Origin of the sequence: Marinitenerispora sediminis (assembly GCF_003336425.1) — a bacterium.
Taxonomy (GTDB): Bacteria; Actinomycetota; Actinomycetes; order Streptosporangiales; family Streptosporangiaceae; genus Marinitenerispora; species Marinitenerispora sediminis.
This window is the reverse complement of the sequence record NZ_QEIO01000025.1, coordinates 1-18,427: the sequence shown is the minus strand read 5'-3', so window position 1 is coordinate 18,427 and position 18,427 is coordinate 1. Positions and strand designations below refer to the sequence as shown.

The 18,427-nt window shown below is 71.1% G+C and carries 18 protein-coding genes, 1 tRNA gene and 1 pseudogene; 9 read left to right on the top strand and 11 right to left on the bottom strand.

What is annotated here, in order from left to right:
* Positions 1–14: 14 nt before the first annotated feature.
* On the bottom strand, positions 15–1,037 hold the full coding sequence (locus DEF28_RS07170; RefSeq protein ID WP_114396919.1) for a serine hydrolase domain-containing protein: 1,023 nt from the start codon (positions 1,035–1,037) through the stop codon (positions 15–17).
* Between the two features lie 536 nt (positions 1,038–1,573).
* Between DEF28_RS07170 and DEF28_RS07165 the strand changes: the two are divergent.
* Positions 1,574–2,191: pseudogene (locus DEF28_RS07165) on the top strand (LuxR C-terminal-related transcriptional regulator); the annotation flags it as partial.
* Between the two features lie 447 nt (positions 2,192–2,638).
* Here DEF28_RS07165 and DEF28_RS07160 read toward each other — a convergent pair.
* The 3 genes from DEF28_RS07160 to cysS form a co-directional block, all read right to left on the bottom strand.
* Positions 2,639–2,714, bottom strand: a tRNA-Thr gene (locus DEF28_RS07160).
* A 33-nt stretch (positions 2,715–2,747) separates the two neighbouring features.
* Positions 2,748–3,719 carry a 23S rRNA (guanosine(2251)-2'-O)-methyltransferase RlmB gene (gene rlmB, locus DEF28_RS07155; protein WP_114396918.1) on the bottom strand — a complete coding sequence of 324 codons (972 nt, stop codon included), beginning with the start codon at positions 3,717–3,719 and terminating at the stop codon, positions 2,748–2,750.
* A gap of 123 nt (positions 3,720–3,842) precedes the next feature.
* Positions 3,843–5,249 carry a cysteine--tRNA ligase gene (gene cysS, locus DEF28_RS07150; protein WP_114396917.1) on the bottom strand — a complete coding sequence of 469 codons (1,407 nt, stop codon included), beginning with the start codon at positions 5,247–5,249 and terminating at the stop codon, positions 3,843–3,845.
* Positions 5,250–5,570: 321 nt separating this feature from the next.
* On the opposite strand from cysS, the gene DEF28_RS07145 reads away from it, so the two are divergent.
* Positions 5,571–6,740, top strand: a complete 1,170-nt coding sequence (locus DEF28_RS07145) for a DUF2637 domain-containing protein (RefSeq protein WP_158562773.1) — start codon at positions 5,571–5,573, stop codon at positions 6,738–6,740.
* 73 nt (positions 6,741–6,813) lie between these two features.
* On the opposite strand, the gene ispF is transcribed toward DEF28_RS07145, so the two are convergent.
* The 3 genes from ispF to phoU form a co-directional block, all read right to left on the bottom strand.
* Positions 6,814–7,290, bottom strand: a complete 477-nt coding sequence (gene ispF / locus DEF28_RS07140; RefSeq protein WP_181874243.1) for a 2-C-methyl-D-erythritol 2,4-cyclodiphosphate synthase — start codon at positions 7,288–7,290, stop codon at positions 6,814–6,816.
* Positions 7,291–7,314: 24 nt separating this feature from the next.
* Positions 7,315–7,797 (bottom strand): CarD family transcriptional regulator, encoded by a 483-nt coding sequence (locus DEF28_RS07135; RefSeq protein WP_114396914.1) that lies wholly within the window; start codon positions 7,795–7,797, stop codon positions 7,315–7,317.
* Positions 7,798–8,189: 392 nt separating this feature from the next.
* Entirely contained in the window at positions 8,190–8,852 is a 663-nt protein-coding gene (gene phoU / locus DEF28_RS07130) for a phosphate signaling complex protein PhoU (protein WP_114396913.1), read from the bottom strand.
* Between the two features lie 123 nt (positions 8,853–8,975).
* Here phoU and DEF28_RS07125 point away from each other — a divergent pair, with 123 nt between their 5' ends.
* A complete protein-coding gene (locus DEF28_RS07125) occupies positions 8,976–10,154 on the top strand; it encodes a sensor histidine kinase (RefSeq protein WP_114396912.1) in 1,179 nt (392 codons plus the stop codon).
* Positions 10,151–10,840 (top strand): response regulator transcription factor, encoded by a 690-nt coding sequence (locus tag DEF28_RS07120; RefSeq protein WP_114396911.1) that lies wholly within the window; start codon positions 10,151–10,153, stop codon positions 10,838–10,840. The genes DEF28_RS07125 and DEF28_RS07120 overlap by 4 nt, the downstream gene beginning before the upstream one ends.
* Before the next feature lie 135 nt (positions 10,841–10,975).
* Here the strand turns inward: DEF28_RS07120 and DEF28_RS07115 are convergent, their stop codons facing one another.
* Complete coding sequence (locus DEF28_RS07115) at positions 10,976–11,191, bottom strand: hypothetical protein (protein ID WP_114396910.1); 216 nt, start codon at positions 11,189–11,191, stop codon at positions 10,976–10,978.
* A gap of 45 nt (positions 11,192–11,236) precedes the next feature.
* Here DEF28_RS07115 and DEF28_RS07110 point away from each other — a divergent pair, with 45 nt between their 5' ends.
* A complete protein-coding gene (locus tag DEF28_RS07110; RefSeq protein ID WP_114396909.1) occupies positions 11,237–12,136 on the top strand; it encodes an SCO6880 family protein in 900 nt (299 codons plus the stop codon).
* Positions 12,137–12,149: 13 nt separating this feature from the next.
* Entirely contained in the window at positions 12,150–12,938 is a 789-nt protein-coding gene (locus DEF28_RS07105) for a hypothetical protein (protein ID WP_181874240.1), read from the top strand.
* Here DEF28_RS07105 and DEF28_RS27470 read toward each other — a convergent pair.
* Positions 12,932–13,111 (bottom strand): hypothetical protein, encoded by a 180-nt coding sequence (locus DEF28_RS27470; RefSeq protein ID WP_158562772.1) that lies wholly within the window; start codon positions 13,109–13,111, stop codon positions 12,932–12,934. The genes DEF28_RS07105 and DEF28_RS27470 overlap by 7 nt on opposite strands.
* A 261-nt stretch (positions 13,112–13,372) precedes the next feature.
* Between DEF28_RS27470 and DEF28_RS07095 the strand changes: the two genes are divergently transcribed.
* The 3 genes from DEF28_RS07095 to DEF28_RS07085 all read left to right on the top strand — a co-directional run bounded on the left by DEF28_RS07095 (position 13,373) and on the right by DEF28_RS07085 (position 16,826).
* Positions 13,373–13,684 (top strand): VOC family protein, encoded by a 312-nt coding sequence (locus tag DEF28_RS07095; protein ID WP_114396946.1) that lies wholly within the window; start codon positions 13,373–13,375, stop codon positions 13,682–13,684.
* A gap of 439 nt (positions 13,685–14,123) precedes the next feature.
* Positions 14,124–15,230 (top strand): hypothetical protein, encoded by a 1,107-nt coding sequence (locus DEF28_RS07090; RefSeq protein WP_147280077.1) that lies wholly within the window; start codon positions 14,124–14,126, stop codon positions 15,228–15,230.
* A gap of 6 nt (positions 15,231–15,236) precedes the next feature.
* Positions 15,237–16,826, top strand: a complete 1,590-nt coding sequence (locus DEF28_RS07085; RefSeq protein ID WP_114396907.1) for a glycosyltransferase family 4 protein — start codon at positions 15,237–15,239, stop codon at positions 16,824–16,826.
* A 166-nt stretch (positions 16,827–16,992) separates the two neighbouring features.
* Here the strand turns inward: DEF28_RS07085 and DEF28_RS07080 are convergent, their stop codons facing one another.
* A complete protein-coding gene (locus DEF28_RS07080) occupies positions 16,993–17,739 on the bottom strand; it encodes a phosphoglyceromutase (RefSeq protein ID WP_114396906.1) in 747 nt (248 codons plus the stop codon).
* 91 nt (positions 17,740–17,830) lie between these two features.
* A complete protein-coding gene (locus DEF28_RS07075) occupies positions 17,831–18,352 on the bottom strand; it encodes a type III secretion system chaperone family protein (RefSeq protein ID WP_114396945.1) in 522 nt (173 codons plus the stop codon).
* Between the last annotated feature and the right edge of the window lie 75 nt (positions 18,353–18,427).

Genomic DNA, 18,427 nt, shown 5'->3' with positions numbered 1-18,427 from the left:
GCGGGGACGGCGGCTCAGTCGGTGAACGCGGCGCGCACGGCGGCGCGCAGGTCGAACAGGCCGGTGCGGCGGCGGCCGTGGTGGACGGCGTTGGTGAGCAGTCCGACGTAGCGTCCGGTCTCGGGGTGCAGGAACAGGCTGGTGCCCGTGTAGCCGTTGTGGTACACGAGGCCGTCGTCGTTCACGAGCCAGCCCAGCCCCCGCGAGAGCCCCTCCTCGACCGCCACGTAGGGCTGCCAGCTCTGCCGGACGAACCGGGCGAACAGGCTCGGCCCCTGCTCACCGGAGTAGACCCGGAGCAGTTCGCGCGCGTAGCACCCGAGGTCGGTGGCGGTGGTGAACACGCCCGCGTGCCCCGCGACCCCGCCCATGAGCGCAGCCGCCTCGTCGTGCACCACGCCCCACACCGGCCCCGTGCCGGGGATGCGCCGCTCGGTGGGCGCGACGCCGGCGCCCCGGGGCAGCGGCCCGTAGGTGGTGGCCGCCATTCCGGTGCCGCGCCACATCTCCGTGGCGAGCCGGTCCAGCGGGTCGCCGAGCAGCCGCTCCAGCAGCAGCCCGAGGAGGATGAAGCCGCGGTCGATGTAGCGGTACCCCTCCTCGTCGAGCGGTTCGGACAGGATCGCCTCGGCGAGGTCCTGCTCCGTGCCCACGTAGCGTTCCAGCCAGGTCACCGGGTTCAGCCGGGAGGTGTGGGTGAGGATCTGGCGGACGGTCACCGACCCGCCGGCGTAGGGGCCGCCCGGCACGTACCGGGACACCGGTTCGTCGAGGTCGACGATCCCCTCGGCCACCGCCCGGCCGACCAGCGGCCAGGTGGCCATCACCTTGGTCAGGCTCGCGGCGTCGTAGCGCACGTCCGGCGCCGCCGGGGCGTCACCGCACTCGGCCGAGATCCGGCCGACGGCGACGAACTCCCACATGCTGCCGGTGCCCACGACCGCCACACCGCCGGGCAGCCACTCGGCGTCCACCATCACCTTGAGGACGCCGCGGATCTCCGTTCCGGTCTGCGCGACCCAGTCACCGTCCCGCATGTGCCCCTCCTCGCTGCCGCTACCCCCGTTCGGCCGATACCCGTCCGAAGCACAATCGTCACCCGGCGACCGGGCCTGCGGAAACCCTCCGGGACCGAAACCGGGGACCGAAATACCGAACCTGTGGTTTGCCAGGACCTCCGAAGAACGATTCCGCAACGGACAGTGCCGTCCCTAATACCCCGAGAGCGGAATCCCACGGCGGAATCACCACAACCACCAGGCTTGTGACACCGGACACACATTTCCGACGCATCGCCCGCAATCCCGACCACCGTGCACACCGCGTATTCGGGACAGCGAATTTTCGGCTGCTCCGGAGCGGCGCGCGCACGGTCGGACCGCCGCACCCGGAGCGGGCCGGGCCGGCCTCGGCCGTCCGCCGGGCGGACGCTGACCTCCGAGCTCCCGGACCGGACCCGTCGACGCCGCCACCGGCCGCCACCGCGGCCGCTGACCCCCCCTCGGCGGGTGAGCCTCGGACCGCCCCAGGGAGCCGTCCTCCGGGGACGCTCTTCGCAACCGGGAAAAAGAATCGGGCATCGGTCTCCGTCCTCGCGGAGGAGGCCGACATCGACGTCGTGGGCGAGGCCGGCGACGGCGAGCAGGCCGTCCGGCAGGCCGGCGACCTGCTGCCCGACGTCGTCCTCATGGACGTGCGCATGCCCCGCACCAGCGGCATCGACGCCTGCACCGGCATCAAGAACGCCGTCCCCAGCGCCAAGATCGTGATGCTCACCATCAGCGACGAGGAGGACGACCTCTTCGACGCCCTCAAGGCCGGAGCCACCGGATACCTGCTGAAGACCATCAGCGTGGACGAGCTGCCCGACGCGGTGCGCGCCGTCTCCGGCGGCCAGTCCTTCATCAATCCGTCGATGGCCACCAAGCTCATCACGGAGTTCACCACCCTCGCGCGGCAGGGCGGCGGCCGGGCGGAGCAGGCGGCGGCGCCCCGCCTCACCGACCGCGAGATGGAGGTGCTCCGCCTGGTGGCACGCGGGCTGAGCAACCGCGAGATCGCCAAGCAGCTGGTGATCTCGGACAACACCGTGAAGAATCACGTCCGCAACATCCTGGAGAAGCTCCAGCTCCATTCCCGGATGGAGGCGGCGATCTACGCCATCCGCCAGAACGTCATCCAGATGGAGTGACGCGGCTGCCCCTGCTCCGGGTCCCGGGCGCGCGGTCACGGTGGCGCTCCGGCCCAGGGCACGGTCGGCGGGGTATCTGCCGCGGCGGGCGCGGGCCACCAGCCCCGACCGCGGCGGCGCTCCCGCCGTCACGCATCCCGTGCACACCCGCTCGCCGGAGGCATGACCAGCGGGCCGCAGCCGCGCAGCCAGCGTCAAGGCGGTGCGGAGGTGCCCCCGCTCCTGCCCGGACCTCGGTGCCGCCGCCCGGTACCTCCTGGCGGTCCCGCCGGCGCGCCAGGCAGGCCGGAGGTGGCTGGTGAAGGACCGACGTGCGGGACCAGACGCGGCCCGCACGCCCCGGGGGTGCCAGCCCGGGTGGGCGGCGCGCGACAAGCGGCTGCTGTGGCAGCGGTGCGGCCAGCACGGGATTCCTGGCGCTCTCCTGGACCCGCACCTCAACGGGGGTGGAGCCGACGAGGGGACTTGAACCCCTAACCTGCCGCTTACAAGGCGGCTGCTCTGCCAATTGAGCTACGCCGGCCGGTGTCGAGACACCCAGGGGAATGCTACCGGTTCACCGTCCCTGACCGGACGAGCGGCGGCGGGCCACCTCGTAGAGGGCCACCCCGGCGGCCACGGAGGCGTTCAGCGACTCCGCGCCGCTGATCGGGATGCTCGCCACCGCGTCGCAGGTGGCGCGCACCAGCCGCGACAGCCCCCGCCCCTCCGAGCCGACCACGATCACCAGCGGGTCGGTCGCGAACGGCAGCCCGTCCAACGGGGTGTCGCCACCGGCGTCCAGGCCGACGACGAACACGCCGGCCTTCTTGTAGGCCTCGAGGGTCCGGGTCAGGTTGGTGGCCTGGGCCACGGGCAGCCGGGCCAGCGTCCCCGCCGAGGTCTTCCACGCCGACATGGTCACGCCGGCGGAGCGCCGCTCGGGGATCAGCAGGCCGTGCGCGCCGAAGGCCGCCGCGGAGCGGGCGACCGCACCCAGGTTGTGCGGGTCGGTCACGCCGTCGAGGGCCACGATCAGCGCGGGCCGCCCGGTCTCCGCGGCCGCGTCGAGCAGGTCCTCGGCGTCCCGGTAGCGGTACGGCGGCACCTGCAGCGCGATCCCCTGGTGGACCGCGTCGGGCTGTCCGTTGCTGTCGCACCGGCGGTCCAGCTCCGGCCTGGTCACCTCGTGGATCTCGATCCCCGCGGCGCCGGCGAGCTTCGCCGCCTCCGTGATGCGGTCGTCCTTGTCGAGGCTGTTCACCAGGAACAGCCGGGTCGCGGGCACCCCCGCACGCAGCGCCTCGACCACCGGGTTGCGCCCGATCAGCAACTCCTGGCCGCCGTCGCGGCGGCCGCCGCCCCGAGCGGCGCCGCCGGATGGTGCGGCACCCCGACGCTCCGTCCGCTCGACGTCGCGAGCCCGCTGCTTGTCGGCGTACCAGTGCCGCTGCTCGGCGGGCAGGGTTCCCTTCTTGCCCTCGAGCGCGCGGCGCCCCTTGCCGCCACTGCCCTTGGTCGGGCCCTTCTTGCTCTTGTTCGCCGGCATCGGCCGTCGTCCTTCCGTCTCTTCGCGCGCGTGCACGCCGCTGAGCCGCGACCGGTGACGGTCGCGGCCCACATGTCCAGTCTATGGATGTCGCCGGCCCGGGCGTGTCTGACGGACAGCCGCCTAGCCTCGCCGGAGTTCCCACCGCGGGCCGTGCGGGGTGTCCTCGACCACGATCCCGGCCGCGCCGAGCCGGTCGCGGATGAGGTCGGCCGCGGCGTAGTCCTTGCGCGCCCGGGCGGCCTGCCGCTGCTCCAGCGCCACCGAGACCAGCGCGTCGACGACGTCGCGCAGGCCGGCGGTGTCCTCCGTGCCGCCCCACTGCCCGGACAGCGGATCGAGGCCGAGGACACCGAGCATCGCCCGCAGCTGGCCGGCGAGGTCGGCGACCCGCTCCTTGCGCCCCTCGGTCAACGCGGAGTTGCCCTCGCGGACGTGGCCGTGCACGACGGCGAGCGCCGGGGACACGCCCAGGTCGTCGTCGAGCGCGGCGGCGAACTCCGCGGGCACCTCGGCCGCCGGGGCCACCTCGCCCACCACCTCGCCGGCGCGCACCAGGAAGCCCTCGATGCGCTGGTAGGCGGCCGCCGCCTCCAGCAGCGCCTCGTCGGAGTAGTCGATGACCGAGCGGTAGTGCGCCTGCCCGAGGTAGTACCGCAGCTCGACCGGCCTGACCTTGCGCACGATCTCGGGGATGAGCAGCGAGTTGCCGAGCGACTTACTCATCTTCTCGCCACCCATGGTGAGCAGGCCGTTGTGCAGCCAGTAGCGGGCGAACCCGTCGCCCGCCGCGTTGGACTGCGCGACCTCGTTCTCGTGGTGGGGGAAGACCAGGTCCAGGCCGCCGCCGTGGATGTCGAACGCGGGGCCCAGGTACTTGGTGGCCATCGCCGAGCACTCCAGGTGCCACCCCGGGCGCCCCGCTCCCCACGGCGTGGGCCAGCTGGGCTCGCCGGGCCGGGCGCCCTTCCACAGGGCGAAGTCCCGCGGGTCGCGCTTGGCGCGCTCGTCCGCGCTGTCGGCGGCGCCGCGCATCTGGTCGACGCGCTGGTTGGACAGCGCCCCGTAGTCGGGGAAGGACCGGACGTCGAAGTAGACGTCGCCGGAGCCGTCCGCGGCGGCATAGGCGTGGCCGCGGTCGATCAGGCGGGCCATGAGCTCGACCATCTCGGGCACGTGGCCGGTCGCCCGCGGCTCGACGGTGGGCGGCAGGCAGCCGAGTGTGTCGTAGGCCCAGGTGAAGGCCCGCTGGTTGCGCTCGCTCACCTCCCACCACGCGACGCCCTCGGACCGCGCGACATTGATGATCTTGTCGTCGATGTCCGTGACGTTGCGGCAGAGGGTGACCCGGTACCCCTTGTGGGTGAGCCAGCGCCGCAGGATGTCGAAGTTCACCCCGGAGCGGATGTGGCCGATGTGCGGCGGCGCCTGCACCGTGGCGCCACACAGGTACAGCGAGACGCGACCCTCGTGCAGGGGCGTGAATTCGCGGACCGTGCGGGCTCGGGTGTCGTAGAAGCGCAGGCTCACAGTGCCAGGGTAGCCGCTATGGCACCCGCCACGGAGTGAAAGCCGGATACCAGGGGAACATCGCTCCCCCTCCGCCGGGGCGACCTGCGGCGGCCCCCGGAGCGAAGCGCCGCGCCGCCGGCCGCCCCCGGCGGGCCGCCCTCCGCGGGGGCCGCGCCCCGGCGCTCCCGGAAGGTGTCCGGCGTCTCGGCCGGCCACCCGGGACCGCGGCCGACCTGCGCGGTCATGTGCCGGTTCGCCCGTCCGCGTTGCGGCGGGATACCCCGGTTTCCGATCTGTCCTCGTGCTCGCATGGTCCGCTGGGCTACCCTGCTGCGCACGATGGCCCCTCACACCTCCCCGAAGAGTCCCGGTCCGCGCCCCGCGCCCCGGAAGCCGGAGACCGGCTCCCGGATCGTCGCCATCTCGCTCACCGGCCTCGGTGTCCTGGTGATCGCGGCGTGCGCGGTCCTGCTCTCCTACAACGGCATCTACCAGATCGCGCTGCAGGGCAACGTCGACGAGAACGCCGCCCACCTGTTCCCGGGCGTCTTCACGCTGCTGCTGCTCATGGCGTTCTGGACCACCTACCTGCTGCGCGACGCGCCGCGGCGGCGGCGGATCTGGGTGGACCTGCTGATCGTCGCCCTGATCGCGCTCTCGGCCGGGGCGAGCACGCTGCACGCTCTGGGGTACCGGCTCGTCGAGGCGGTGGCCGTAGTCGCGGTGGCGGTGGCCCCGTGGGCGGCCCTGCTCGTGGCGTTCCGCATCTGGCTGTGGGTGATCGTCCACCTGCGCGGGGAACGCTCCGGCCGCTCCCACGCCGCCGCGCGTGGCCGGAGCCGGCGGACCGGTCCGTCCGGACCCGGCGAGGACCCCCGCCCCGCCGAGCGGGCGGAGGAGGCCGGTGCCGCCGAGCCCACCCGGCCGGACGCCGCCCGCGCCCCCGAGCCAGACCCAGCCCCGGCACCCGGCGACGCCCGTCCGCTCTCTCCGGACCCCGTCCGGCCGGCACTCGAGCCCGCAGCCGAACCGGCGGCCGAGGACAGCGGCGCGAGCGGGGAACCCGCGCTGTTCCGGCCGGCGGCTGCCGCACCCGGCCGGCCGGCCCCGGCCGCCGGTCCCGCGACCGATAGCGCGGAACCCCCGTCGTCGCCGGCAGCCGGTCCGGCGGCCGCGCCCTCGGACGATCCCGGTGGGGAGGCCGGAGCCACGGCGGAGGGCGGCGGCCTGCCGCGGCGGGTTCCCAGCGGACCGGACAACCCGATCAAGCGGGCGGCCCTGGTCGAGCCGGAAACCTCCGCCGCCGAGGCGCCCGGAAGCGCTCCGTCACCGGATCCGGCGGCCGCGCCGTCCGCCGCGGACGTCCCCACCGAGCCGCAGCGCTCCTTCGCGCTGCCCCGCAAGCGCCCCATGGTGAGCAAGCCCCGGCACACCCGCACGGCCGGCGCGGTCCCGCCGGAGCCGCCGTCCTGGCGGGTCCGCAGCGAGCCGCTGCCGCCGCGGGACTGACCAGCACGACGATCGCCGCCGCCCGTCCGGGCGGCGGCGATCGTCGTCGAGGTGTACCTGCGCGGGGATGGTCCTAGACGGGGGCCACCGGCACGCACAGCGCCGTGGCGACGGCCGCGATGCCCTCGCCCCGCCCCGTGAGCCCCAGGCCGTCAGTGGTGGTGGCCGACACCGTCACCGGCGCCCCGACGGCCTCGGAGAGCACCTTCTCGGCCTCGGCACGCCGGGGGGCGAACTTCGGCCGGTTGCTGATGATCTGCACCGCGACATTGCCGATCTCGAAGCCGGCCGCCCGCACCCGGGCCGCGGTCTCGGTGAGCAGCGCCGGCCCGGACGCTCCGTGCCAGGCGGGGTCCGACGTGCCGAACTGGGCGCCCAGGTCACCCAGCCCGCAGGCCGACAGCAGGGCGTCGCACGCGGCGTGCGCCGCGACGTCACCGTCGGAGTGGCCGCTCACACCGTCCTCGCCCGGCCATTCGAGCCCGGCGAGGAAAAGGGGGCGCCCCGAAGCGAATGGGTGGACGTCCGTTCCGACGCCCACCCGTGGCATATCACGCATCGAATGAATTTGTTCTCAGTTGGTGAGAACTTCGTCGAGAAGTGCCTCGGCCTTGTCCTCATTGGTCTTTTCGGCGAGAGCGAGTTCGCTCACCAGAATCTGCCGGGCTTTCGCGAGCATTCGCTTTTCACCGGCGGAAAGTCCGCGTTCCTTGTCGCGCCGCCAGAGGTCGCGCACGACCTCCGCCACCTTGTTGACGTCACCGGAGGCGAGCTTCTCCAGGTTCGCCTTGTAGCGCCGCGACCAGTTCGTGGGCTCTTCGGTGTGCGGTGCGCGCAGCACCTCGAAGACCCGGTCCAGACCCTCCTGGCCGACCACGTCGCGGACGCCGACGTCCTGGGCGTTGTCCGCGGGCACGCGTACCGTGAGATCGCCCTTGTCGACCTTCAGAACCAGGTAGGTCTTATCCACACCTTTAATGGTGCGAGTCTCGATAGCCTCAATACGAGCAGCCCCATGATGGGGGTAGACAACGGTGTCGCCGACCTTGAAAGTCATGTGACAAGTACCCCTTCCGCTAACACAAGGGTACCACGAATCTGTGACTTAACGTACCTATTTGGTTTACGAACGCGCAGGTCAACACCGCATTTCGGGTCTTGACAAAGCACAGTCGAGGTGCTTGCCACCCCTCGCGCAAACCGTTCCCGTCGCCGGTTTCGGGGCCTTCTCCACTGTACTCGCCCGCCACCACAGAGAGTGACGACACGGCACATAGGAGAACGCGAACGGGGCCGAGACATGCGTCTCAGCCCCGCCACGCCGCGGTTTCCCGCGCCCTCCGACTCCACCGAAAGTCTTTACCGTGATCTTTGCCACAATCATCGGACGCGTGTCCACGTGGCCGCGGCCCGCGGGACCACGCGTCCGGCATCCGGCCGCCCGGGCGGTTACACCTCCGGCTCGTAGTCCTTCGGCTTGCTGCCGGTGACCATGTAGACCAGGTGGTCCGCCACGTGCACCGCGTGGTCGCCGAAGCGCTCGTAGAACCGGCCGGCCAGGGTGACGTCCATCGTCGCCTCCACCCCGTGCTTCCAGCCCGGGTCCAGGATGCGGCTGAGCAGCTTGCGGCGGAGCTGGTCCATCCGGTCGTCGTCGCGGTCGAGCTCCAGCGCGGTCTCGGCGTCGCGCTGGGCGACGACCTCGCCGGCCTTGATGACGAGGAGCTCGGCCTGGTGGCCCATCTCCAGCACGATGGACCGCAGCTCGGCCGGGATCGCGGAGTCGGGGTGCCGCCGCCGGGCGATCTTCGCGATGTGCACCGCGTGGTCGCCCATTCGTTCGAGGTCGCCCGCCATGTGCAGCGCGGTGATGATGGTCCGGAGGTCCTTGGCGACCGGCTGCTGCCGGGCCATCAGGTCAAAGGTGCTCTGCTCGATCTCCTCGTCGAGGCGGTTCAGCTCCTCGTCACCGGAGATCACCTCCTGCGCGGCGCCCAGGTCGGCATCCAGCAGCGCGGTCGTGGCGCGCGCGATCGCGTGGCGGGCCAGTCTCGTCATCTCGATGAGGCGTCCGCTCAGGGCGTCCAGGTCCTCGTGGTAGGTGTCGCGCATGGTTGTCATCGTCCCAGGTGGTAACTGAAGCATTTCGTACGCAATGGTGAATTCTCCGCGAACCCCGGTTGTAACACATGGTCAACCGGGTAACGGGCGTCTCCGCCCGCTTACGATCGGACTGTGCAAGGGGAGTTGCTCGCCGCCCTCGCCGGGCTCGTCGGACTCGTGACGGGTGTCGCGGCCGGTCTGGCGTTCAGGATCAGCGAGGCGGGCCGTGGCCGTACCCCCACACCCGCCCCGCAGTCCGAGCTGCCCTCCGGTATCGCCGAGGTCCTGGCCGCGCTGCCGTCCTCGGCCGTGGTGCTCGACTCCGCCGACCGCGTGCTGCGGGCGAGCTCGGCCGCGCGCGCGTTCGGGATCGTCCGGGGCGAGGAGCTGGTCATCCCCGACCTGCTGGCCCTCGCCCGCCAGGTGCGCCGCGACGGCGTCATCCGCGAGACCGAGATCGAGGTGGCCGTCCGCAAGTTCGGCCCCGACTCCACGTCCTTCGCGGTGCGGGTCGCCCCGCTCGGCGGCACCGGCCTCGTCCTCGTGCTGGCCGAGGACCAGACGGAGCGGCGCCGGGTCGAGGCGGTGCGGCGCGACTTCGTCGCCAACATCAGCCACGAGCTGAAGACCCCGGTGGGCGCGCTGTCGCTGCTCGCCGAGACGGTGGCCGACGCGAGCGACGACCCGGAGGCGGTACGCCGCTTCACCGGCCGCATGCAGCAGGAGGCGGCCCGGCTGACCAGCGTCATCCAGGACCTCATCACGCTGTCCCGCATCCAGGGCGCCGAACCGCTGGCGGAACCCGACGAGGTCGACCTCGGCAGCGTCGTCGACGAGGCGCTGGACGCCGTACGCATGGCCGCCGACTCCAAGGAGATCGAGCTCGTCTCCGGCGGTGCGCCCGACACGGTCGTCATGGGCGACGAGGGCATGCTGGTGACGGCGATGCGCAACCTGGTGGCCAACGCCGTGTCCTACAGCCCGGAGCGCACCCGTGTCTCGGTCACGATCGAGACCACGGACCGGACCGTGGACATCAGTGTGGCGGATCAGGGTATCGGAATACCCCAGCAGGACCTGGAACGCATCTTCGAACGGTTCTACCGCGTCGACGGCGCGCGCAGCCGGGCGACCGGCGGCACCGGGCTCGGGCTGGCCATCGTCAAGCACATCATGACCCACCACCGTGGCGAAGTGACGGTGTGGAGCAAGGAAGGTTCGGGCTCGACGTTCACGCTGCGTCTGCCCCGACCGGAGCGGCCGGAGCGGAAGCGCTCCGCTGACATCACCCATCGGGAGGCCCCACAGTGACGCGTGTACTCGTCGTCGAGGACGAGGAGTCCTACAGCGACGCCCTGTCCTACCTGCTACGCAAGGAAGGCTTCGAGGTCGCGGTCGCGCCCACCGGGACGGTGGCCCTGGAGACGTTCGACCGCACCGGCGCCGACCTGGTCCTGCTGGACCTCATGCTCCCCGGCCTGTCCGGCACGGAGGTCTGCCGGACCCTGCGGCAGAAGTCCAACGTCCCGGTCATCATGCTGACCGCCAAGGACAGCGAGATCGACAAGGTGGTCGGCCTGGAGCTGGGCGCCGACGACTACGTCACCAAGCCCTTCTCCTCCAGAGAGCTGGTGGCCCGCATCCGCGCCGTCCTCCGCCGCCGCGGCGAGGACGAGGCCCTCCTCCCCACCACCCTGGAAGCCGGCCCGGTCCGCATGGACGTCGAGCGCCATGTCGTCACCGTGCGCGGCGACAACGTGCAGCTCCCCCTCAAGGAGTTCGAGCTCCTCGAGGTCCTCCTCCGCAACGCCGGCCGGGTCCTCACCCGCATGCAGCTCATCGACCGCGTGTGGGGCGCCGACTACGTGGGCGACACCAAGACCCTGGACGTCCACGTCAAGCGCCTGCGCGCCAAGATCGAGGAGGACCCGGGCAGCCCGCGCTTCATCGTCACGGTGCGCGGGCTGGGCTACAAGTTCGAGCCGACGGCGGGGTAGCCCGCCGTCCGGAGGCCGCCCGGGCGAGCCGACCGGCGAAGCCGACGGGTCGGGGGCCTGCGATGCCGTCGGCAGGCCCGCGCGGCTCGCCGCGGCCATGCCCCCGGCGCCACCCGGCCGGGCGCGCCGCCGGACTCACATCGCGAGCCTCCGGCCGGCGCGCTCGGCGATGCCCGCCTCCTCGGCACGCTGCTCCGCGGCGATCGCCTCGGCGTCCCGCGTCCGGTACCAGGGTTTCAGCCGGAGCAGCGCCGGTCGCGTCGACGTGGCGAAGAGCAGGGCGGTCCCCTTCCTGATCTCACGGACGTCGGAGACGTCCAGTATCAGCTCACGACGCCGGGACTGGCTCACACTCCGGCCCCCTCGACCGTCGGAGACCGACGCCTCGGTCACGTAGTGCGAACCCACGAGCCGGGAGATCCGCTCGGCGAACGCGGAGTCGCGACGCGCCGCGACCCCGACGCCCCGGCCCTCGTGAACGAGATCATGGACCAGGTCATCGAGGCCGCGCCGAACGCCTTCACGCGCGTCTCCGCCCGGCTCACGCTCACCGTCGACCCCGCGCGCGGAGTGACCACGGTCCGACGGCTGGACGACGGCGTGGCCGAGACACTGCGGACCTTGGGCGGGCTCGCGCTCTCGGCGGCCGGGGTCGAGGTCCTGCGCCGTGCCTCGGCCACCGACCTGGTGCGCATCGTGCGATCGGCCTACGATCCGCACACCCTTGAGGCGGCGAGTGATGCCCCCGAGACATGGGACGCATTGACCTGGGCCGATGCCGGGCCGGTGGCCGCCGAGGAGCACCTGGACTACTACCAGCACGAGAACATGTACTCGATGACCTGGTGCCTGGTGGAGGCGCCCCGCCAGCACGTCTCCCATGACGTGCTGCTGGCGCTGTGCTCGCCGGGCCGCTACCGGCGCCGGGTGACGATCCTGTACCGGACCCTGTCCCGCGACCAGGCAGGCAAGCTGCTGGAGCGTGAGGCGAACTCCGCTGCCGCACGGGAGATGTACCGGTCGCGCACCGGCCGCGACCCGTCGGCGCGCGACCGAGCAGACGCCGATCGCGCCCACCGCGCCGCCGCGGAAGAGGCCCAAGGGGCGGGACTGGTGGAGTTCTCGTTCTTCGTGACCGCGACCGTGGACGAGGTCGGCCAGCTCGCCGAAGCGCGCCGCGAGGTCGAGCAGGCCGCCGCCCAGTCCCGGCTCAAGCTGCGGCTCTGCCGCGGCGGACAGGCCGCCGCTTTCCAAACGGGCCTGGGGATCGCCGGCATCTACCCCGCCGACATCTGAGACGACAGGAAGCATGGCGAACAACAGCGAGAGCGGGCCGCGGTTGAGCCCCCGGGTGGTCGCGCCGCGCCGCGGCTGGCCCCAGCCGGCGGCTGGACGCACCGGCCACGTGGAAACCGGGCACGTGCACATCGGCACCACCAACCAGGTCGCCGGCCTGTACCCGTGGATCGAACCCGGCGGGCTGCCGGTCGAGGGGGTGCCGCTCGGCCACGACCTGCTGACCGGGGAGTTGCAGTGCGTGGATCCGGCCGGATGGGTCGGCCGGATCACCTCCAACCCGGGCATCTGGATCCAGGGGCAGCCCGGCGTCGGCAAGTCCGCGATCACCAAGCGGCTCGCGATCTGGCACATCGGACTGGGCTACCAGATGCTGTGCCCGGGCGACGTGAAGGGCGAGTACTCGTCTCTCGTGTCGAAAATGGGCGGGCAGGTCGTACGGATCGGCCGCGGCCTGGACCGGATCAACCCCCTGGACTCCGGGCCGCTCGGCCGACGGCTGCCCACGCTGCCGCCCGCCGAGCAGGAGCGGCTGCGCGCGGAGATCAACGGCCGCCGAAGCGGGTTCCTGCACGCCCTGCTGGCGACCGCGCACGGGCTCGGACAGCGCCCGACCGCCGCCGAGTCCACCGCGCTGTCCGCCGCGATCCGCGTCGCCGCCCAGGCCATCGCCGACGACCCGGTTATCCCCGACGTGATCCATCATGTCCCCCGACTTTCCTTCCGAACACGGCCCCCCTTCCCCCACCCCCGGGCTCGCAGGAGCGGATCGACCATCAGCGCACCGGTGAGGCACTACTGACCGACGACGGCCGTGTCACCAACGTCGGCCAGGGCAAGACCATCGCCATCCAGGCGATCGCTGCCCGGATGCGGACCGGGACGCACGAGCTGACACTCGCGGCGCTCGGCCTCAACGTCGGCACCGACATGACGAACCGCCTGGGCGACGGGCAGTACGTCCTCGCGCCGCACGACGAGCAGTACCTCTCCAAGGGAAGCTGCCGTCCTCCCTTCAGCGGGTCTCGCGGAACCACCTGCCCGCCGCCGGAGCCGCAGCCCCTCCGCGGCTGGTCTGTCCGGTACCGGCCAAGGTGTCGGCGATCCTGCCTCCGAAGGCCGAATATCGAGCTGTTCCGCGCACGCCGCTCCCCGGGTGCGGCCCCACGGCGCACTGGGCGTCCACTGTCATGCGCCGGTGCGGAACCTCTTTCGTACGGGGGAGGGAGGACCACCATGCCGGCCACAAGTGCCCGCGTCGCGCTCCTGGTCATCTACACCGAACGGATGGTGGAATGCGTGACGTTCTACCGCTCGCTCGGTCTCGGGTTCGCGGTGGAACAGCACCGGCACGGCCCGCTGCACCACGCCGCGGTGCTCGCTGACGGCACTGTCTTCGAGATCTATCCCGCCAGCGAGCGGCGGCCGACCAGCACGCTCCGGCTCGGGTTCGCCGTCGCCGGCCCGGCTGTTCAACCGCCCTTGGGGCCCGGTCGGCATGTGCTGACTGATCCGGATGGGCGGAAGGTCGAGGTCTATGCGGCGTGACGACAGGCGCACCTGCCGGCCGGCGGATTGGCGGATTGGCGCTCTTTCCTGACGCGGGGCGATCCGCCGGGCGTCACCACCCCTGGGACGATTCCGTCCCCTGTTACTCCGTCCCCTGTTACTTTTCCCCGGTTCTTCGGAGTTGTAGGCCACTAACGCCGATGTCCGGTCCCATGTCCGGTCGGTGGGAAATGTGCCTGGATGGGCACGGCGGCGGAGGTTCGAAAGAGGGGGTGCTCCTGGTCCGCGGCAGGCACAGGTGGGGATGTAGTCCGGCGGAAGGCAACCACACCCCGAACCGCAGGTCGAACGTCGATGGCACCGATCTGGTGGAGGGCAAAGGCGGCCACGACACAACGGGGACTACTGCGGCGCGGTTCGTCCCTCAACTTCCGCACAGCCGATCCTCAGCGCACAGACAGACAGGATGGAAGTCCAGGTGAACAATTCCACGCTGGCAGCAAAGTACGAGCGGCTGTACTCAGCCGCAGGTCGGATGATGTGGCTACAGCGAGGCGACTCTTGGCGAAAGGAAGGAAAGTGGCCTGATCACCGACGCCGGGCCTGGTTGGACCTGGAATCCGTACTGGCAGACGATCCGACATATCCGCCACAGGCTGGTGGGCTCTCGGATCCCGCCCGGCACGTCATATCTCGCAGGCACCCGACGGAAGACCGTCCGCTTACTTTCAGTGAGGCCGCGGCGGATTGGGAAGCCCGGTTCAAGGCCGACCCTGGGACCGAGTTCATCGACGTCGACGGCTTCTCCCGCCTCGCGCCATTCGCCTCGGTCATCCTCCCCGGATCGCTCTACAAGGACATGGGCTGGATCCAGTACGAACTGGATGCGCGGGTGGCTCCCGGCCGTCCCGCCTGCGTCATCGGGGACGACGCCGCAGATCTCAGCCTTGTGCTGCACGAGGTGGCAGACGCTCTTCGGTCCCCGGAAACAGGGGGAGAACCGACGCCGCATCCGGGGACGGCCCCTTGGATCGCGCGGGAGTCCGTCAAGGTGAGTGACCGTCCCGACCTCGCCGAGCACTACGAACACCTCCGGCGAGCAGCTCGGCGGGCTGCCGAGCTCATCCCCTCGCACGCGGAGCTCAGGGCGGCACGAGACTTCTCCGTCTCCAGGGACATCCTTCCAACCGCAGCGACCCTTGTACGGCTGGCGGACGATGACAACCGCGAAGTCGCCTGGGAAAAGGCTCCAGGTGCCGATCCCGGGCGCCATCTCGTCTGGGGAGACTCCCCCGAGCTCACGGAATTGAAGGACGAAGCCGCTACGTGGCGGGAACACCTCCGCAGCGACGGCCTTCCTCGTACCCCGGTCGCACCTGAACCTCAGCCGCAGTGGGACGGGGCAAACCCACTACTGGTGATGTCGAAGACACGCTCCCTCCTCTATGCCGAGGTGCTGGACGAGCTGGCGGCACGTCTCTATCCCGGACGATCTTCCGGGATGATCCACTACGACGGATACTGGCTCACCCGCGCTCTGCAATCAGGGGTCGGTTACGAGCTGCGCGGCCTGTACTGGTTCTGAGCGCCGATGAGCACGGACGACAGGTACCGGATCCTCCTCGTATCCGATGTCAGTGGCCCTGGCCTGGGGGGCGTTCCCGTTTTCAACCAGCGGCTCACCGAAGCACTCTCACAGAAACACGACGTGACACTTTTGACGGTCACAGCCAGAGAGGAAGGCCACGGAGACGCCCGCATCATCCGTCTTCGGAACCCCTACGCAGGCGAAGACGGCGGAGAGAGAAAAGCACTTCTGGAAGCCATCGAACGGGGGCATCCTCGCACCTTGGGGTTACCCAATCCGAAGAGGAATTCATTCGACCTCATCCTGGGGCATTCACGGTTCTCCGGACCGGCCGCAGTGATGTTGCGCGAGAAGTGGTACCCGAATGCGCGCGTTGTGCATTTCCTCCACACGTCTCCGGAACGACTCGCTGAAGTCAAGGGCAGCCTGAAGGGACCCGAACACGCCGGTATCGAGCTCGCGGTCCTTGAGAAGGCCGACCTCGCGGTCGGGGTGGGACCGCTCCTCACCAATGAAGTGCGGCGGCTAGCGAGAAACAGCCAACAGCGGCCCGCGTCCCACGAATTCGTGCCGGGAACGGACATCCATTCACTCGTCGCCCGTCGCCCAGCGGTTCACGGCCAGCCCTTGAACCTGCTGCTCCTTGGACGGGCCAACGATCCCATCAAAGGCGCTGACGACGCGGCGTGGGCCATGCGTCAGCTGCGGCAGGACGGCTACGACGTCCGCCTCACGATCCGCGGCGCCGACCAAGCCCAGCTTGCCCAGGAACAGGCCAAGTTCGACGAGATCGCCGGACGCGGCGTCATCCACGTCCTTCCCTTCACCAAGAACCCGCAGGAGATCATCGACGACGTCCGAGCCGCGGACGCCGTCATCATGCCCTCCAAGCACGAGGGTTTCGGCATGGTCGCCACCGAAGCCCTCGGCCACGGAGTGCCGGTGCTGGTGAACCAGGAAAGCGGCGCGGCGGAGTTCTTCTCCGATCCTCGACGGGTTCCCACCGCGGTCGGCGAGCACGCCATCGTCCCGGATCTCGGCGCGCCCCGAGACGAGCGCGTCGAACTCTGGTCCCGGCACATCGCCGAACTCCACGACGACCTCTCCGCGTACCAAAGGACCGCCTCCCAAGCCCACCAACACCTCGCCAACTACTCCTGGGCACACGGCGCCGAAGCCCTCGTCGACGTCGCCATGAAGACCCCCCTCGCCGCCGGGCGGTCCCCCGGCGACCTTCCAGCCAACACCGTCCAGGGACCCAACGGTCAGGTCATGGCGGCCCTCCCACCGCCGACGGCGGACTCGACGTCCGACTCCGCCCGGCAACAGGTCATCACCGCGCCCTCCGACCTCGCAGCCATCCGGGCAGCCAGCCTGGGACAGCGCGAGACGTCCACCACGGGCGAATCGAAGTCCCAGCACAGCGCCCCTGCCGCGACTCCTCCCGCCTTCCTCGCCGCCAGCAACACGACGTCACCCGGCGAAAAGGCGGTGCCGGCTCCGAAGGAGGACACGGGGACGGACACACAACGCCATCTTCGCGGGCAGCAGTCCGACAACACCCACCGCCCGGGGTCGGGGAGCCACACCTAGCCGTAGCGCCCAGCACCGTGGGGCCAGACCGCATTCGCGGTGCCGGTCCGTACCGGTCCACCCGGTGCTACCCGGCCGCGTGCGTGGGAACAGGCGGACGGGGGCGGTTCTCCGCGGAGAACCGCCCCCGTCCCCGTCGGCGGCCTTGTCCTGATCAGCCAGGACGCTACTTCTTCCCCTGGTTCTTCACGGCCTCGATGGCGTCCTTCGCTGCCTCCGGGTCGAGGTACTCGCCGCCGGTCTTGCGCGGGGTGAAGTCGTCGTTGAGGTCGTAGACCAGCGGGATGCCGGTCGGGATGTTGAGGCCCGCGATCGTCTCGTCGTCGATGCCGTCCAGGTGCTTGACCAGGGCGCGCAGGGAGTTGCCGTGGGCGGCGACGAGGACCGTGCGGCCGGCGGCGAGGTCGGGGACGATGGAGTCGTACCAGTAGGGCAGCAGGCGGTCGACGACGTCGGCCAGGCACTCAGTGCGCGGGAGGAGCTCCGGGGGGAGGTCGGCGTAGCGGCGGTCGCCGGCCTGGGAGTACTTGTCGTCGTCGGGCAGCGGGGGCGGCGGGGTGTCGTAGGAGCGGCGCCAGACCATGAACTGCTCCTCGCCGAACTCGGCGCGGGTCTGGGCCTTGTCCTTGCCCTGGAGGGCGCCGTAGTGGCGCTCGTTGAGGCGCCAGGAGCGCGTGACCGGCAGCCAGTGCAGGTCGGCGGTCTCCAGCGCGATGTTGGCGGTCCGGATCGCGCGCTTCAGAAGCGAGGTGTGCACGATGTCGGGCCGCAAGTCGGCGCCGAGCAGCAGTTCGCCGCCGCGGCGCGCCTCCTGCTCGCCCTTCTCGGAGAGGTCGACGTCCACCCAGCCGGTGAACAGTCCTTCGGCGTTCCAGACGCTTTCGCCGTGTCGCAGCAGAACCAGTGTCCCCATGGGGCCCAGCCTAGCGACTCGGGCGCCGGCACCCGGCGGCGGAGTCCGGGAGTGGTCTATGCCAATCGGGACCGCCGAGCGGCGGCAAGGCTCAGCCCTCGCCGCCCACCGGGCCGCCGATCAGGTGGCGGAACGCCTCCAGGTTGCGGACGCTCTCGCCGCGTCCGGTGCGCCACTCCCACTCGCGGCGGATGGCGGAGGCGAAGCCGAGCTCCAGGGCGCCGTTGAAGTTGTCGTCGGAGTAGCTGAGGACGCACCCGAGCAGCCGGTCGACCTCCGCCGAGGTGACGCCCTCCAGCGCCACACGGCCGGTCAGGTAGACGTCGCCGACCTCGTCGGCGGCGAAGGCGACGCCGTACATGTCGGTGTTCTTGCGCAGCAGCCAGCGGTAGAACTCCCCGTGGTTCTCGTCCGGCCGGCGGCAGAAGAAGGTCTTCACCAGGAGGCTGTGCGGACCGGCGTTCAGCAGGACCAGGGTCCTGAGCTTGCGCCGGCCCGGAAGGGTGACGACGAACGCCTCGGGGTGCGGCTGCTCGTACTCCAGGTCGGCTTCGCGCAGGGCGGTCCGGATCGCGGCGATCGCGCTCGCCCGCTGCTCCTCGGTGGAGGGCATCGTGGTGGTCTCCCAGGGTCGGACCGGCCGGGCCGACCCTGGGAGACCACCACGATGCCCTCCACCGAGGAGCAG

Bases quoted from the DNA above. Each gene is read 5' to 3' on its own strand.
- DEF28_RS07135 (WP_114396914.1), bottom strand. From the start codon at position 7,797: ATGACTTTCAAGGTCGGCGACACCGTTGTCTACCCCCATCATGGGGCT.
- rlmB (WP_114396918.1), bottom strand. From the start codon at position 3,719: ATGCCGGCGAACAAGAGCAAGAAGGGCCCGACCAAGGGCAGTGGCGGC.
- DEF28_RS07075 (WP_114396945.1), bottom strand. From the start codon at position 18,352: ATGCCCTCCACCGAGGAGCAGCGGGCGAGCGCGATCGCCGCGATCCGG.
- phoU (WP_114396913.1), bottom strand. From the start codon at position 8,852: ATGCGCGACACCTACCACGAGGACCTGGACGCCCTGAGCGGACGCCTC.
- DEF28_RS07080 (WP_114396906.1), bottom strand. From the start codon at position 17,739: ATGGGGACACTGGTTCTGCTGCGACACGGCGAAAGCGTCTGGAACGCC.
- DEF28_RS07085 (WP_114396907.1), top strand. From the start codon at position 15,237: ATGAGCACGGACGACAGGTACCGGATCCTCCTCGTATCCGATGTCAGT.
- DEF28_RS07105 (WP_181874240.1), top strand. From the start codon at position 12,150: ATGGCGAACAACAGCGAGAGCGGGCCGCGGTTGAGCCCCCGGGTGGTC.
- DEF28_RS07170 (WP_114396919.1), bottom strand. From the start codon at position 1,037: ATGCGGGACGGTGACTGGGTCGCGCAGACCGGAACGGAGATCCGCGGC.
- ispF (WP_181874243.1), bottom strand. From the start codon at position 7,290: ATGCCACGGGTGGGCGTCGGAACGGACGTCCACCCATTCGCTTCGGGG.
- DEF28_RS07095 (WP_114396946.1), top strand. From the start codon at position 13,373: ATGCCGGCCACAAGTGCCCGCGTCGCGCTCCTGGTCATCTACACCGAA.
- DEF28_RS07145 (WP_158562773.1), top strand. From the start codon at position 5,571: ATGGCCCCTCACACCTCCCCGAAGAGTCCCGGTCCGCGCCCCGCGCCC.